The organism is Agrobacterium sp. BT-220-3 (assembly GCF_025910175.1).
GTDB classification, from domain to species: Bacteria; Pseudomonadota; Alphaproteobacteria; order Rhizobiales; family Rhizobiaceae; genus Agrobacterium; species Agrobacterium oryzihabitans.
On the sequence record NZ_JAPAIX010000014.1, the window covers coordinates 24,163 to 38,646 of the forward strand.

At 61.9% G+C, this 14,484-nt stretch carries 14 protein-coding genes and 1 pseudogene; 5 read left to right on the forward strand and 10 right to left on the reverse strand.

Annotated features, from left to right (window positions below; all coding sequences use genetic code 11):
• Positions 1-102 precede the first annotated feature (102 nt).
• From OK142_RS22635 to OK142_RS22650, 4 genes are all read left to right on the forward strand, one after another.
• The gene (locus OK142_RS22635) at positions 103-2,235 is read left to right on the forward strand and encodes a peptidase domain-containing ABC transporter (RefSeq protein ID WP_498685322.1); all 2,133 of its coding nucleotides are present in this window, start codon (positions 103-105) and stop codon (positions 2,233-2,235) included.
• Positions 2,232-3,470, forward strand: coding sequence for an HlyD family secretion protein (locus OK142_RS22640; protein ID WP_498685325.1), 1,239 nt, complete (start codon positions 2,232-2,234; stop codon positions 3,468-3,470). The genes OK142_RS22635 and OK142_RS22640 overlap by 4 nt, the downstream gene beginning before the upstream one ends.
• Positions 3,471-3,533: 63 nt before the next feature.
• Positions 3,534-3,773, forward strand: coding sequence for a flagellar hook protein (locus OK142_RS22645; RefSeq protein WP_498685326.1), 240 nt, complete (start codon positions 3,534-3,536; stop codon positions 3,771-3,773).
• A 214-nt stretch (positions 3,774-3,987) separates the two neighbouring features.
• Positions 3,988-4,416 carry a BA14K family protein gene (locus OK142_RS22650; RefSeq protein ID WP_498685327.1) on the forward strand — a complete coding sequence of 143 codons (429 nt, stop codon included), beginning with the start codon at positions 3,988-3,990 and terminating at the stop codon, positions 4,414-4,416.
• A gap of 5 nt (positions 4,417-4,421) precedes the next feature.
• Here the strand turns inward: OK142_RS22650 and OK142_RS22655 are convergent, their stop codons facing one another.
• The 10 genes and pseudogenes from OK142_RS22655 to trbB form a co-directional block, all read right to left on the reverse strand.
• Positions 4,422-5,636, reverse strand: a complete 1,215-nt coding sequence (locus OK142_RS22655; protein ID WP_498685330.1) for a TraB/TrbI/VirB10 family type IV secretion system protein — start codon at positions 5,634-5,636, stop codon at positions 4,422-4,424.
• The gene (trbG, locus tag OK142_RS22660; RefSeq protein ID WP_498685333.1) at positions 5,633-6,673 is read right to left on the reverse strand and encodes a P-type conjugative transfer protein TrbG; all 1,041 of its coding nucleotides are present in this window, start codon (positions 6,671-6,673) and stop codon (positions 5,633-5,635) included. Before trbG ends, OK142_RS22655 begins: the two co-directional genes overlap by 4 nt.
• Positions 6,670-7,359, reverse strand: coding sequence for a conjugal transfer protein TrbF (trbF, locus tag OK142_RS22665; protein WP_498685335.1), 690 nt, complete (start codon positions 7,357-7,359; stop codon positions 6,670-6,672). Before trbF ends, trbG begins: the two co-directional genes overlap by 4 nt.
• Positions 7,359-8,735 carry a P-type conjugative transfer protein TrbL gene (gene trbL, locus OK142_RS22670; RefSeq protein ID WP_498685337.1) on the reverse strand — a complete coding sequence of 459 codons (1,377 nt, stop codon included), beginning with the start codon at positions 8,733-8,735 and terminating at the stop codon, positions 7,359-7,361. Before trbL ends, trbF begins: the two co-directional genes overlap by 1 nt.
• A complete protein-coding gene (trbK-alt, locus tag OK142_RS22675; protein ID WP_498685339.1) occupies positions 8,732-9,019 on the reverse strand; it encodes a putative entry exclusion protein TrbK-alt in 288 nt (95 codons plus the stop codon). Before trbK-alt ends, trbL begins: the two co-directional genes overlap by 4 nt.
• A gap of 14 nt (positions 9,020-9,033) precedes the next feature.
• Positions 9,034-9,812: pseudogene (gene trbJ, locus OK142_RS22680) on the reverse strand (P-type conjugative transfer protein TrbJ).
• Positions 9,809-12,310, reverse strand: a complete 2,502-nt coding sequence (gene trbE, locus OK142_RS22685; RefSeq protein ID WP_498685341.1) for a conjugal transfer protein TrbE — start codon at positions 12,308-12,310, stop codon at positions 9,809-9,811. Before trbE ends, trbJ begins: the two are co-directional and overlap by 4 nt.
• Before the next feature lie 10 nt (positions 12,311-12,320).
• Positions 12,321-12,602 carry a VirB3 family type IV secretion system protein gene (locus OK142_RS22690; protein ID WP_498685343.1) on the reverse strand — a complete coding sequence of 94 codons (282 nt, stop codon included), beginning with the start codon at positions 12,600-12,602 and terminating at the stop codon, positions 12,321-12,323.
• Entirely contained in the window at positions 12,602-12,946 is a 345-nt protein-coding gene (locus OK142_RS22695; protein WP_498685344.1) for a TrbC/VirB2 family type IV secretion system protein, read from the reverse strand. Before OK142_RS22695 ends, OK142_RS22690 begins: the two co-directional genes overlap by 1 nt.
• Entirely contained in the window at positions 12,943-13,947 is a 1,005-nt protein-coding gene (gene trbB / locus OK142_RS22700) for a P-type conjugative transfer ATPase TrbB (protein ID WP_498685345.1), read from the reverse strand. The genes OK142_RS22695 and trbB overlap by 4 nt, the downstream gene beginning before the upstream one ends.
• Positions 13,948-14,062: 115 nt before the next feature.
• Between trbB and OK142_RS22705 the strand changes: the two genes are divergently transcribed.
• Entirely contained in the window at positions 14,063-14,476 is a 414-nt protein-coding gene (locus tag OK142_RS22705) for a hypothetical protein (RefSeq protein WP_498685346.1), read from the forward strand.
• Positions 14,477-14,484: the final 8 nt, after the last annotated feature.

Genomic DNA, 14,484 nt, shown 5'->3' on the forward strand with positions numbered 1-14,484 from the left:
GAGTACCGGCACGCCGCCGCGCGGCCGGTGCTACTCATAGCAAACAGGTTCTGAACTCCAAGGCGCGCACGGCTTCGTTCAAGCGCGTGATAGGATCGTCCGTTGCTTCTGACAGCTCTTCACAATCGCTCCCGGATCGAGCCAATTCTGCAGTCTGAAGCTGCCGAATGCGGGCTTACCTGCCTGGCGATGGTGGCGGGCTATCACGGCCATCGCGTGACGCTGTCCGAACTCAGGCGACGCCATGCCGTGTCCTCGAAGGGCACGACGCTGAAGAGCCTCATCTCGGTTGCCGACGATCTCGGCTTTACCAGCCGGCCCTTGAAGCTGGAGATGGAGGACATCGGCAAGCTGAAGATGCCCTGCATCCTGCACTGGGACATGTCGCACTATGTCGTCTTAAGCCGGGTAACGCCAAGCCGGATCGAGGTGCATGATCCGGCCAGCGGCCAGCGGCGCTTGTCTCATGCCGAAGCATCGAGGCACTTTACCGGCGTGGCGCTGGAGCTGACGCCGGCTGCCACCTTCCGCAAACGCAAGGTGGTCGAGCGGGTGCGTCTGGCCGATCTGTGGTCGAGGAGCGCCGGCTTCATTCCGAGCCTGTTGCAGATCCTGACGCTCTCCGCCCTGTTGCAGTTCTTCGCCCTGCTGTCCCCGCTCGTCAACCAGATGATCGTCGACGAAGCCATCTCCAAGGGCGATCTCAGTCTTCTGAACGTGATCGTCATCGGTGCCGGATTGCTGCTGCTGATCCAGAGCGCCACGACGCTGTTGCGCGGTTACGTGCAGATGCATTTCAGCACCCTTTTGACCTTCCAAATGCGCGGCAACCTGTTGCGCCATGCGCTGCGCCTGCCGGTGCCGTGGTTCGAAAAGCGGCGTCTCGGCGATATTCTGTCCCGCTTCAACTCCCTGCAGCCGGTGCAGGACCTTCTGACAGGCGGCCTTGTCTCCGGCGCCCTGGACGGGCTTATGGCCATCGTCACCCTGGCGGTGATGCTGATCTATGCGCCATATCTGGCAAGCGTGGTACTGGTCTCGCTGACGCTCATCATCTGCATCCGGCTCGGCACTTTCCCCTGGCTGCGAAGCCTGACCAATGAGGGCATCCAGTACCAGGCCAAGGTGGACGGCGTCTTCCTCGAAACCATTCGCGGCGCCCGCGCCTTCAAACTGTTCGGCCGAGAGCTTGAGCGCCACGGTGTCTGGCAGAACGCCTATGCCGATAGCATCAACAACAATGTGCGGCTCCAGAAAGTCAGCCTCAAGGGTTCGGCCGGCCTCTCCTTCCTGACGGGAGCGGAGATGCTGCTGGTATTCTATCTGGGCGCCGGCGCTATCATCCGCGGAGAGATGACGCTCGGCATGCTGCTGGCGTTCCTGTCCTATCGCGGCCAGTTCAGCACGGCCGCCCTGTCGCTCGTCGATCAATATTTCAAGTTCCGGATGACGGGCCTGCATCTGGAGCGCCTGGCGGATGCCGTGCACCAGGATCCCGAGCCGGATCTGGACGCCGAGGCACGCAAGGATCGTCCGCTTGCCGGAGCGCTCGATGTGCGCAATCTTTCCTTCCGCTACGCCGAGCGCGAAGCCTGGGTGCTGAAGGATGTGTCGCTGGCGATTAAGCCGGGTGAGTCCGTGGTGTTCGTCGGCCCTTCGGGTGGTGGCAAATCCACGCTCCTGAAACTGCTGATGGGCCTCTATCCGCCGGGCGAGGGCGAGGTGCTGGTCGACGGTCTGCCGCTCAGCGCTCTGGGGATGCGGGCTTACCGCGCGCAGATCGGCGTGGTGATGCAGGACGACCAGCTTTTCGCCGGCACGATCGCCGACAATATCGCCTTCTTCGATCCCGACATGGATCTGGCGCGCGTCGAAGCGGTTGCCGGGCTTGTCGGTCTTCACGACGAAATCCTGCGCATGCCGATGGGCTACATGACCCTGGTGGGCGATCTCGGATCGACCCTGTCGGGTGGCCAGCAACAGCGTGCGCTGCTGGCGCGGGCGCTCTACCGAAACCCCTCCATATTGTTCCTGGACGAGGGGACGGCCAATCTTGACGTCCTTGCAGAGCGTCGCGTCATGCAGGCGCTGAGCAGGCTCGGCATTACCCAGGTGATGGTCGCCCATCGTCCTGGAGCCATCGACGGCGCGGCGCGCGTCTTTGCCGTGGAGAACGGCCATGTGCGTGAGCTGGTGCGCGATGTGCCGTCGCAGCCTCTGCAGGTGGTGCCATGAGCGAGGCATTGTTCCGCACCGAAGCCATCGAACATCGCCGCCGGCTCCGCGGCGAGGTGATGATCGCACAGCCGGTGAGCCACGGTGTCATGACGGCGATCCTCGGTGTCTTCGTGGTCGTCGGTGCGACCTATCTCATGACCGGCACCTATGCCCGCAAGGAGACCGTGCAGGGCTACATCGCCCCGACCGGTGGTCTGGCGCAGCTCTACGCCACCAAGGGCGGTATCGTGACCAAGGTGCTCGTCCATGAAGGAGACGTTGTCACCCAGGGCCAGCCAATGGTGGAACTGTCGCTGGAAACGACCGGGGCCGACGGTCAGGTCGGCGAAAAGCTGCGCTCCGAGACCCAAGCCCGTATCCAGTCGATCGACACACAGATCACGGCGGCAAAAGCTCGCTTCGACGAGGAGGGGCGGCGCTTGTCGGCTCGCGTCGAGGGACTTGGCGGAGAGCTGGCGAGCCAGGAACAGCGTCTGGAATCGGAACGCCGCCTGCAAGCGCTGCAAACCGACGACGCCGGACGCTACGCACAGCTCCAGATCAAGGGCAGCGGCACGCGCTTCGAGCTGTCGCGCCGACAGCAGCAGATCTTCGCGCAGGAAAGCGTCATCCACGAGCTGGAGCGGCAGAAAGAGCAGCGGCAGGGCGACCTCAACGACGCCCGCTCGCAACTGGCGGGCCTGCCGGCCGAACGGGACGACAAGCTGGCGCAGCTGCAAGGCCTTCGCAGCGAGCTGGAGCAATCCCTCGCGCAACTGCAGGTCAACCGTGCCTACGTCATGGTCGCGCCGGTGGCCGGCCGGGTCGCTGCGTTGCAGGCGCAGCCGGGGCAGACGGCCGTGGCGCAATCGCCGCTGGCGGCCCTCGTACCGGCCGGCAGCAATCTGGAGGCCAACCTGCTGGTGCCGCCGCGCGCGGCTGGCCTGATCCAGCCGGGGCAGGAAGTGCGGCTCAGGGTCGACGCCTTCCCGTACCAGCGCTTCGGTGTGGTGTCGGGCCATGTCGTGCAGGTGTCCCGCGCCACCTATCGTGAGGGTGAGCTTCTGGCTCCCATCGCATTCAAAGATCCCGTCTACCGCGTAACCGTCAGTCTGGAGCGCACCAGCATCGCCGCCTACGGCGAAGAGCGCCCACTGACCCCCGGTATGACCCTCATCGGCGATGTCATAACGGATCGCCGGCACTTCACCGACTGGGTATTGGACCCCCTAAAGGCCATAGGCAGCCGGTGACGAAAAGAAGAGGGGAGAACCATCCCGGTCAATCCCTTAAACCTAACCCAATAGGAGACTAACATGAGCAACATCACTGAAATCAATGCCGACATGCTCGATCTCGTCAGCGGCGGCGCCACGACTGTCGCTTCGACGGTCACCATTGGCGCCGATGGCGCCGTCAGCGGCAGCTACACCTTCGGCAGCCGCTCGGGCACCTTCTCGGCAACCCTGCCGGCAGAAGTCGTGCAGAAGGCTGGGACGTTCTCGTTCAGCAACGCCTCCGGCTCGTTCAGCTTTGACAGCTCGTTCGCCGCTTAATCCGGCTTACGATATCACTCCGGCAGCTGGAAACAGCTGCCGGTCCGACGAATGTGTCTCAACGGCGGTGGGTATGCACGGAAGGCAGGGTGATGAGCCTGGGTTCATTCTCGTCGTGCAACAATACTGAATAAATTGGAACACAACTCCCTCAACCTACGGGTTATGAATCTGAAATTGCCCCCATTTTCAGACAGTTCAGAGGATTGAAGCAATGAACAAACTCGTAAAAGTAACCGTTTTCGGCCTAGTGGCCATTGCGACGGTTACCCCCATGATGACAGCAACAGCCCAGGCAGATGATTGGCGGCGAGACTGGTACTATCGCGGCGGTTACGACTACGACCGTGGTGACGCCGTCGCACTTGGCGCTTTCGGTTTGGCAACAGGGATGATTGTCGGTGGCGCTATCGCATCGCAACCGCGCTACGGGGAACGTGTCTACATCGACCCGGCACCCGACTATTATGCTCCACGCCCCGTCTATCGCCGAGCGCAGCCGGTCGCTGTGCGGAGCTACGCGCCTGAACCCTGGTCATCACGTTGGTATAACTACTGCGAGAACCGCTACCGCTCGTTTAACCCGCGCACCGGTACCTTCGTTGGCTACGACGGCCGCAAGTATTTTTGTACCGGACGCTGAGCCCGTCAGGGGTTCGCCGCTCCATAAGGTTTCATCGCCAGGTCTCGGTTAACGATGATCCGGACCGGGAGACCGGGCCGGATCGTCAGTGTTGGCTGGATGTTGAGTTGCCGACGAACGATCTGCTGACCGATATCGGAGGCGCTGTCCTGGGCGCTCTCGCGGATGGCGCGAGCGATGTCGCTTTCGTCATCGACTGAGAGTTCCGTCCCGACACCGAGCAACGTCGATAAGGCCGCAGCCTTGAACAACAGCCCCCAGTGATAATCGACGTCGTCCTCTAGTCCGGAGAAACCTTGGGGATCGGCCCCCTGCAGGCGATCCAAGACAATGGAGGAGCCGTCCGGCATGATGATGCGGTTCCAAGCGAGCAGCACGCGGCTTTGCCCGAAGGCAACCTGACTGTCGTATTGACCGACCAGGCGTGTACCTTGTGGGATAAGGAGATGCGAACCGGTCGGGCTATCGTAGACATGCTCGGTTACCTGCGCAGTGATCTGGCCGGGCAGATCGGAATTGATGCCGGTAATGAGCGCGGCGGGAATGACCGTACCCGCCTGCACAACGTAGGGAGTCGCCTTCTCCTGCACGCGGTCGGCGCTGACCGTGCGCCGATCGACCTCATCATTGACGAAGGCGAGCTTCCGGTCCTGCATGTTCTGAGCGGAGCCTGCGTCCAGCGGCGACGTCTCGGATGGAAACGACAGCTCGGGGGCGGGATCTGTTCCGGAGACTGTCGCCGATGCGATTGTCCGGTCCCCGGCCATCCGCTCACCGCGGCTGTCGGTGAAGAGTGCTGCCAGACGGGCGGCTTCAATCTCGGCAAGCCGTCGTTGCTCTTCCGGATCGACGCGCGGCGTTTGAACACCCGGTGCTACAACCGGCCTGCCCTCCTCCTGAGCACGCAGGATGGCGCGACCAAGGTCGCCTGGTAGGGCCGGCCCCAATTTTGGAATGTTGTTGTTGATGTAGTCTCTCGGTAGACCTGCCAGGCCATCGGCCGGTGTTGTGTTGTCGGTATTATAAAGTTCAGTCACGGACTGGCCGCCGCGCCGATTGGTGTCGAGCGCCCAGAGCAGCGCGGCCGCAATGGCGATGCTCGCCACGCCGCTAAGGCCGATGAGCATCTTGCGCGAAAGTCGCGTGACACGAGGGGGCTCCGGCCGAAGGCGCATTTCTGATTTGAGGCCAATGTCCGAAGGTTTCCGGGTTCCTGTCATCGCCCCCGCTCCGAGGAGACCAGCGTCGCACGCTTCGCTGCAGTCCGACCATCCGTGCGGACGATCCGAACGCGCCTCTCGCTGTCCTTGTCGCCGAGCCGAAGTTCGGCCGCAGCAAACAACCGGTCGACAACATAATAGTTCTGGCGGGCACGGAAATTGACAAGCTCGGAATTGCCGGACGGACCGATGACAAATAGTGGGGGCATTTCTCCCTGTCCGATCCCGGACGGGAACTCGATATAGACCTTTGCGCCGTCATCGAAGGCCCGCAGCGGCCTCCAGGGCGCAATATCACCTTCGATGCGGTAGCGGAAATTCAGCTTCGAGATGTCGATGCCGGTCGCGACGGCCTGCGTTTCTGCTGCTCTCGCATTCTGCCGTCGCAGCGCGATCAGCTGGTCCTGCGGATATTGCCACGAGACAGACGCCATGTAGGTCGAGGGCGTGGAGCGCAGTTCCAGATGATAGGTCCGTCGATCGGTATTGATCACAAGATTGGTCTGCAGATCGGCGCGCGTTGGCTTCACCAGAATATGCACCTGTTTTGACGACGCCGTGCCGCTTTCGGTATCTCCGATAATCCAGCGCACGGTATCGCCGGCTGCGACAGGGCCTGAGCCGACAAGCTGCTCGCCTGGCTGAAGGGCGATATCCGTAACCTGACCGGGAGCGGCATAGACCTGATAGAGAGCGCCGCCCGAGAAAGGATAGACCTGTACGGCATTGATGAACCCGTCGCGGACCGGCTGGATGCGGGCAGCCTCGTTGGCCTGGGTGATCCTTGCCTTCGGGTCGGCAGGTTCTGCCTTCGCCTTCTCTCGGTCGATCGGTTTCAACTGGCCGGGCAGCGGCAAGGGTTTGGGTAGTTCGACCACCTTCACCGGACCCACTGGATCGGCGGTCAGCACGGCGGGTGCCGCATCGTCGTAGTCGATCTCGGGTGGAATGTATTTCTTCGCACAGCCGGCAAGCGCCGATGCTGACAATAGCGTTGTCAGCAGCAGTATTGCATTTTTCCTGTATGCCTCCTTCATTGCGAAAGCTCCTTAGACCAGTTGATTGCATTGACGTAGACGCCGAGCGGATTGGTGCGCAGCTTTTCAGTGGTGCGCGGTGGTTGGATCACGACGGTCAGGATGGCGGTCCAACGTTCGGTGGCGGAAAGCTGGCCGTTCTCGAACTGCCGTTCCGTCCAGGCGATGCGGAAACTGTCGGGCGAGGCGCGAATGACGCTGGATATCTCGACGGCGCTCTGGTTCCTGCCGACTTTGGTGAACGGGTCGTTGGCCCGGGCATAGTCATTGAGCGCAATCGCACCGCGATCGGTGGTGAATTCGTAAGCGCGAAGCCAGTTCTGCCGCACGATGACCGGATCGGCTGGAATGCTGCGCACCTGTTCGATGAAACGGGCGAGATGCCATGCGATCTGTGGATCGGTTGGCCGATAGTCGGCAACGGCAGCGGCAACAGTCTGTGCCTCGCCGAATCTGTCGATCTGTACCACCCAAGGCACCACGGTCCCGCGCGTTGATTGCCAAATCAGCGCGGATGCGAAGCCGCTGGCGAGAAAGAGGGAGCCGAACGCCATCAGCCGCCAGTTCTTTGCCTGCACACGGGCCGAGCCGATACGTTCGTCCCAGAGCTGCGCAGCCTTCTGGTAAGGGGTTTCCGGTTCGGGGGTGCGTGCGTAACGCACGGAGGGTCGCCTGAAGACGTTCATTAGCGGTCATCCTGGTTGAGAGAGACGGACATGGAGCCGCCGCCTTGATCGCCGGAGCGCACCGTATGGGCGGCGGTGCTGACGCCATGATTGGCGGTGCTGCTCCGCTTCATGTGCTGCGCCCATTCTGGCGGGGCCGAGGAAGACCCGGCTGCGCTACTTCCGGACTGCGCACCGCTGAAGGGGGGATCGTTGGCGGCTTCTGACATGCCCGCACCAACCTCGTTTTTGCCGCCGGTTGCCTTCCATGCGCCTGCCTGTCCGGAGCGATAGCTGGAACGCATGGTTTCGGAAGCACCGGACGCCATGGACCTGCCCCTGTTCATGACAAATCCCGCACCAGCCTTTACGACACCGGCAAAACCGGCCGCGCCGCCGCCGGTCCCAGTCGATCCCACGGATGCGTCAGCAAGGCCATAGGCCGTCCCTGCACCGCCGGCGACAGCGGCCCCTCCCCTTGCCGCTCCCCCGGCAGCACTTGCGGCGGCACCCAGTCCGGCCTTTGCACCCATGTATCCGGCAGCTCCAAGACCAGCCGCCGCGAGGCCGGTTCCGACGGCGGCACCAGCACCGAGTTGCGGTGCACCAGAGACGAGGCCCGTGGCGATGCCGGGGCCGAAAATCGACAGGCCCATCAAAGATAGCGCGCCGAGCACCAGCGATAGTGCTTCGGTGATGGTCGGCTGTTCGGAAAAACCGGACGTGAACTCATCGAACAGGCCGGAGCCGATACCGACGATGACGGCCAGCACGAGAATCTTGACGCCGGACGCGACGATGTTTCCGAGCACCTTTTCGGCGAGGAAGGATGTCTTGTTGAACAGCGCAAAGGGGATCAGCACGAAGCCTGCGAGCGTCGTCAGCTTGAACTCGATCAGCGTGACAAAGATCTGGATGGCGAGGATGAAAAAGGCGACGAGAACGATGATCCAGGCAATCATCAATACGAAGATCTGCACGAAATTTTCGAAAAAGGAGATATAGCCCATCAACTCGCCGGCGGCCTCAAGGATGGGATTGCCGGCGTCGATACCAACCTGCGCGACGCGGCCGGGCTGCAATAGTTCCGAGGCTGACAGGCCGGAGCCACCAGCCTTGAGACCAAGCCCGGAAAAGCTTTCGAAGACGATGCCCGCGAGCCGGTTGAAGTTGCCGATAATGAAGGCGAAGAAACCGATATAGAGGGTCTTCTTCACCAGCCGCTGCAGCACGTCCTCATCCGCGCCCCATGCCCAGAACAGGCCGGCCAGCACGATATCGATGACAATCAGCGTCGAGGTCAGGAACGCGACCTCTCCGCCGAGCAGGCCGAAGCCACTGTCGATATAGGCGGTGAAGGTTTCGAGGAAACGGTCGATGATGCCCGTGTTGTTCATGGCGAAGACGCCTCGCCAGTCTTCGGCACACCTGGACGATCTGTTGCGAAGAAGCGGCGACGGTTCTCCGCCCATGCCTTGCGGCAGGCGGCATCATTGGCAGCGGCGATACCAAGGTCGCGGCAGCGGGCAAGACCTGGGTTGGCTAGCTCGCCGCCCGGACGCCCGATGCCGGGGGATTCGGCATCGGTTGCATCTTCGTCTCGCAGGGTGGCGATTGCGGCGGTCAGTCCTGCGCCGAGTGCGAAGACGGCAATCATCCGGGCGGCGATCTTCAGGTCCATTGTGTCCGCACTCCTCAATCGTGGAACATGCGAACGCTGGACGGACTGTATGCCGTGCCGGTCATGAAGCGGCTGAATTGCTTACGGGCCTGCTCCTGTGCCGCCGCAGCCCTCGCCTGTTCCAGTGCACTGGCCCTGCCCTGCGCCGCCAGCATTGCGGTCAGGTCGGCGATCTGTTTGGCCTGAACTGCCATGAGCTGGTTACCGGCCTGCGTTGCCTGCAACACCCCGACCGCGGATTGGCTGGCAGTTACCGTTCACTGGTTTGCGCTTGTGTGTCCTCGATATTGTCGACCGCGACGGCACCTGCCTTCAGCGAATGCTCGAAGGCGGAAACCGATCGCTGCCAGCGCTGTTGCGCCGCCGAGACCAGCTGCGTTGCTGTCCGGTCTCCAGCGGCAAAATCGCGATAGGTGGCATTGAACTGCTCATCAATATTCTGGACGTCGTAAGCAAGTTGGTCCGCTTCCCCAAGCAAGTTCTTCATCTCGGAAAAATTGCCCTCGATCTGCGACAGCATCGAGGTCGGCAGGCTGGTCAGGTTCTTCGCCTGATTGATCAGCATCTGCGCTTCGTTCTGAAGTGATGTGACCTGGTTCTTGATCTGCTCCAGTGCCCTGGCGGCCGAAAGCAGGTTCTGGCTGTAGTTGGTGGGGTCGTAGACAATCCGCCATGCGAAAGCTGGCGTCGCCAGGAATGGAACAGCGGCGCATGGCAAGACCAGAATGGCTGCGGCGCAGGCAAGTGCGCGGGCGCGGTCTATAAGGCAAATGCGGACAACGGTCTTCTTCATGGGGCAATCTCCTCTTCGGGTAGCGTGGGGATGGAGTCCGGGGCGCTCGTCTTGCCAGTCGACTGGTCGATGACATTGGTGAGGTCGGGAACGAGATCGGAAGCCCAGTGCAGGTCGTTGGCCTGAAGCCAGGCTTCAAGGAAGTAGGCCCGGGCGCCATCGCGGATCAGTTCGTCGATCAGGGTATGGTCTGCTTTGGTCGATGCGGCGCAAAGCGTCAGCGCAACAGATCCAAGGCCGAGCTCGAACAGGCGGTTTCCTCTGCGGCTCTGGCAGTAATAGTCCCGTTTCGGGGTCGCCCTCGCGATGATTTCGACCTGCCGAGCATTCAGCCCGAAGCGTTCATAGACGGAGGTGATCTGGGGTTCGATGGCCCGCTCGTTGGCGAGGAAGATGCGCGTCGGGCAGCTTTCTACGATGACGGGAGCGATCGGCGAGGCCTCGATGTCGGCGAGCGACTGAGAGGAAAAGACGACGCTCACATTCTTCTTGCGCAGGGTCTTCAGCCATTCCTTGATTTTCTGGGCGAAACCGCCGTCGTCCAGAGTGCGCCAGCCTTCGTCGATGATCAGCAGGCTCGGCCGGCCGTCGAAGCGGGATTCAATGCGGTGAAACAAATAGGCAAGAACCGCGGGTGCGGCGCCCGTGCCAATCAGACCTTCGGTTTCAAAAGCCTGCACCGATGCATCACCAAGCCATTCGCTTTCCGCGTCGAGCAGCCGGCCGTAAGCGCCACCGATGCAGTACGGACGAAGAGCCTGTTTCAACGATGAGGATTGCAGCAGCACGGTCAGGCCGGTGATGGTGCGCTCCTCGACCGGCGCGCTGGCAAGCGAGGTCAGTGCCGTCCAAAGATGTTCCTTCACATCGGGCGTGATGGTGACGCCTTCGCGGATGAGGATATCGACCAGCCAGTCCGCCGCCCACGCCCGTTCCGGCGTATCTTGGATTTGCCCGAGCGGTTGAAGCGAGATGGCCGATGCGGAAGCACCGTCGGAGAGCGACCCACCGAGATCCTGCCAGTCGCCATTCATGGCGAGCGTCGCAGCCCTGATGCTTCCACCGAAGTCGAAGGCAAAAACCTGCGAATCGAGATAGCGGCGGAATTGCAGGGCTATCAGCGCCAGCAGCACGGACTTGCCGGCACCCGTCGGACCGACAACCATCATGTGGCCAACATCGCCGACGTGCAGCGAGAACCGGAACGGCGTCGAGCCTTCAGTCCGGGCGAAAAACAACGGTGGCGCGTCAAGATGCTCGTCTTTCGCTGGCCCCGCCCAGACGGCGGAAAGCGGGATCATATGGGCGAGATTCAGCGTCGAAATCGGCGGCTGGCGGACGTTGGCGTAGGTCTGTCCGGGAATGCTGCCGAGCCAAGCCTCGATCGCGTTGACGCTCTCGATAATCGCCGTGAAATCGCGTGACTGAATGACTTTTTCGATCAACCGCAGTTTCTCGTCGGCGATCGCCGGATCGGCATCCCAAACCGTCAGCGTTGCCGTGACGTAGGCCTCACCAACCTGATCGGAACCGAGATCCTGAAGTGCGGCGTCGGCGTCGGCCGCCTTGTTGGCGGCGTCGCTGTCGACCAGCACCGATTGCTCGTTGGTGAGCACTTCCTTGAGGATCGCAGCGATCGACTTTCGCTTGGCGAACCACTGCCGTCTGATCTTTGTCACCAACCGCGTAGCGTCTGTCTTGTCGAGCAGAATTGCCCGGGTGCTCCACCGGTAGGGAAACGCCAGCCGGTTGAGATCATCGAGAATGCCGGGAAAGGTGGCGGTCGGAAAGCCGATCACTGTCAGCGTGCGCAGATGGAAGTCGCCAAGCCTTGGCTCCAGCCCGCCCACCAAAGGCTGATCCGCCAGCAGCACATCGAGGTGCATTGGCGTCTCGGGAACGCGGACGTGGTGCCGTTTCGTGGAGATCGTGGAGTGCAGGAAGGTCAGCGTTTCGGCGTCAGGGAGCCATTCGGCTTCCGGGACGAAGCCTTCCACGAGGTTGAGAACACGATCCGTTCGATCGATGAAACCGTTCAGCAGTTCCCGTGGGTCAATGCCACCTCTCTCGCGGCCCTCGTATAGCCAGTTTTCGATGCGTGAGGCTTCTTCCGCCGGCGGCAACCAGACAAAGGTCAGGAAATAACTGCTCTCGTAAAGAAGGCCGGATTCCTCGAACTGTTCGCGGCGCTCGATCTCCAGAAGCGCCGATGCCGAATCCGGAAAGAGGCTTTCCGGATAGTCGGTCGCGACATTACGTTGTGCTTCCACGAAGATGGCCCAGCCGGACCCCATGCGGCGCAGCGCATTGTTGAGCCGCGCTGTGGTGCCGACCAGTTCCGCTGGTGTGGCACTGTCGAGATCCGGACCGCGAAACCGGGCTGTGCGCTGGAACGAACCGTCCTTGTTCAAGACAACCCCTGAAGCGACCAAAGCGGCCCAAGGCAGAAAGTCGGCCAGATGAGACGAGCGTTTACGGTATTCTGAGAGGTTCATCATCGGCAAATCCTCATACGCCCATATGTGCCGGATAGCGCAGGTGCCTGCGTCCGACATCGACGAACTGCGCATCGCGCTTCGCCGCCCAGACGGCTGCGAAATGACCGATTGCCCAGATCACCAGTCCCGCGATCCAGAGGCGGAGCCCAAGACTGACGGCAGCGGCAAGTGTGCCGTTGGCAATGGCCACCGCACGCGGAGCGCCGCCGAGCAGAATGGGTTCGGCCAACGAACGATGGACGGTGGCAAAGAACCCACGCACCTCGTCGTCCTGCTGAAAGCCGGCCGCCATCAGACCACCGCCCCGCCGCCGAAGGAGAAGAACGACAGGAAGAAGCTCGATGCAGCGAAAGCGATGCTTAATCCAAATACGATCTGGATCAGCTTGCGGAAGCCGCCGGACGTCTCCCCGAAGGCGAGCGCCAGGCCGGTGGCGATGATGATGATCACCGCGACGATCTTGGCGACTGGTCCTTCGATGGATTCAAGAATCTGCTGCAGTGGCTCCTCCCAGGGCATGGACGAACCGGAGGCGCGGGAGGGTGTAGCCATCAACAGCACGATCGAGGCAAGCGCTGTTGCATGAACAAGGCGATGGCGGGCACGGCGTAGAAGGTGAAAGACAGACTTACTCATTCCTGGTCTCCTTTCGGGAGTGGACGACGATCGGGGGAAAGGTGAGCGTTGAGGGTGCGGTAGTCGCCGGAGACCGGATCGAGTCCGTCGACAAGGGCAATTTCAGCAAGGCGGCGGACGGAGCCGCGGCCGGACAGAACGGCAATGATGTCGATGGTTTCGGCGATCAGCGAGCGGGGAACGGAGATGACCGCTTCCTGTACGAGTTGCTCCAGGCGCCGCAGCGCGCCAATTGCTGTATTGGCGTGGATGGTGCCGATACCTCCCGGATGTCCCGTGCCCCAAGCCTTGAGGAGATCGAGGGCTTCGGCGCCCCGCACCTCGCCGATGGGAATGCGATCCGGCCGCAAGCGCAGCGACGATTTCACCAGATCGGAGAGCGAGGCGACGCCATCTTTCGTGCGTAGCGCCACTAGATTGGGTGCCGCGCATTGCAGCTCCCTGGTATCCTCGATCAGCACGACGCGATCAGAGGTCTTGGCCACTTCTGCCAGGAGCGCATTGGTCAGCGTCGTCTTTCCGGTGGACGTGCCACCGGCGACCAGGATGTTCTTGCGCTTCTCGACGGCCAACCGCAGAACGTCAGCCTGATCGACCGTCATGATGCCGGCGGCAACATAGTCGGAAAGAACGAACACCGAGACGGCGGGCTTGCGGATCGCAAATGTGGGAGCCGCCACGACGGGCGGCAGCAAGCCCTCGAACCGCTCGCCGGTCTCCGGCAGTTCCGCGGAGACGCGCGGAGCCCGTGCATGGACCTCCACGCCAACGTGATGCGCGACCAGACGCACGATACGCTCGCCATCGGTCGGTGCCAGCCTCTCACCCGTGTCTGACAATCCCTCCGACAGCCGGTCGATCCACAGCCGGCCATCGGGGTTCAACATCACTTCGGCAACGGTCGGGTCCTCCAGAAACCGAACGATGGCGGGGCCAAGCGCGGTGCGCAGCATCCGCGCACCGCGCGTCAGACTTTCCGAATTCTGGTGTGATACCGCCATATGGTCCCCATTTCTCGGGGGATGCGGCTCGCACCCCCTCGACGGGGATGATTAAAAGAGCCGGAAGTTCGGCTGATTCAACAAGTATCTAGCGGCGTGCGGCCATGGCGAAGAAATGGCGGTGATCGGCGCAATGGCAAACCCTACGATTGCGCAATCAGCTATGTGTAAGCTAGTGGAAATCAGCAAAGGGGACACGATGAGCAATAATCCGGGAACGAAGGGGAAACCTGCGCCGTGGGTCAAGCGAGAACGCGACGATCGTGATCGTGCGCTGGACGCATATAAGCAGGCGCATCATCCAGCCTATCGCGAGTGGTGCGACGCTCGCGGTGAGGTCGGCAGGAAAGCGCGCGCGGAGGCAGATGCACTGTATCCGGGTTTTTCGGAGATCAGTCGGTCTATGAAGCACGCCGACAAGGTGGTCGGTGCGTGGGCCAAGGCGAACAAGAACCCGATGACATGGGAAGAGTTGCAAGCGTTAGAAGCGGAGTTTGCCAAGACGTATGTCCCTATCGACCGCTCCTAGATCATTCC

Excerpts from the sequence above, each read along its gene's own strand:
- OK142_RS22640 (WP_498685325.1), top strand. The coding sequence starts at position 2,232 with ATGAGCGAGGCATTGTTCCGCACCGAAGCCATCGAACATCGCCGCCGG.
- OK142_RS22645 (WP_498685326.1), top strand. The coding sequence starts at position 3,534 with ATGAGCAACATCACTGAAATCAATGCCGACATGCTCGATCTCGTCAGC.
- OK142_RS22650 (WP_498685327.1), top strand. The coding sequence starts at position 3,988 with ATGAACAAACTCGTAAAAGTAACCGTTTTCGGCCTAGTGGCCATTGCG.
- OK142_RS22655 (WP_498685330.1), bottom strand. The coding sequence starts at position 5,636 with ATGACAGGAACCCGGAAACCTTCGGACATTGGCCTCAAATCAGAAATG.
- trbG (WP_498685333.1), bottom strand. The coding sequence starts at position 6,673 with ATGAAGGAGGCATACAGGAAAAATGCAATACTGCTGCTGACAACGCTA.
- trbF (WP_498685335.1), bottom strand. The coding sequence starts at position 7,359 with ATGAACGTCTTCAGGCGACCCTCCGTGCGTTACGCACGCACCCCCGAA.
- trbL (WP_498685337.1), bottom strand. The coding sequence starts at position 8,735 with ATGAACAACACGGGCATCATCGACCGTTTCCTCGAAACCTTCACCGCC.
- trbK-alt (WP_498685339.1), bottom strand. The coding sequence starts at position 9,019 with ATGGACCTGAAGATCGCCGCCCGGATGATTGCCGTCTTCGCACTCGGC.
- trbE (WP_498685341.1), bottom strand. The coding sequence starts at position 12,310 with ATGATGAACCTCTCAGAATACCGTAAACGCTCGTCTCATCTGGCCGAC.
- OK142_RS22690 (WP_498685343.1), bottom strand. The coding sequence starts at position 12,602 with ATGGCGGCCGGCTTTCAGCAGGACGACGAGGTGCGTGGGTTCTTTGCC.
- OK142_RS22695 (WP_498685344.1), bottom strand. The coding sequence starts at position 12,946 with ATGAGTAAGTCTGTCTTTCACCTTCTACGCCGTGCCCGCCATCGCCTT.
- trbB (WP_498685345.1), bottom strand. The coding sequence starts at position 13,947 with ATGGCGGTATCACACCAGAATTCGGAAAGTCTGACGCGCGGTGCGCGG.
- OK142_RS22705 (WP_498685346.1), top strand. The coding sequence starts at position 14,063 with ATGGCGGTGATCGGCGCAATGGCAAACCCTACGATTGCGCAATCAGCT.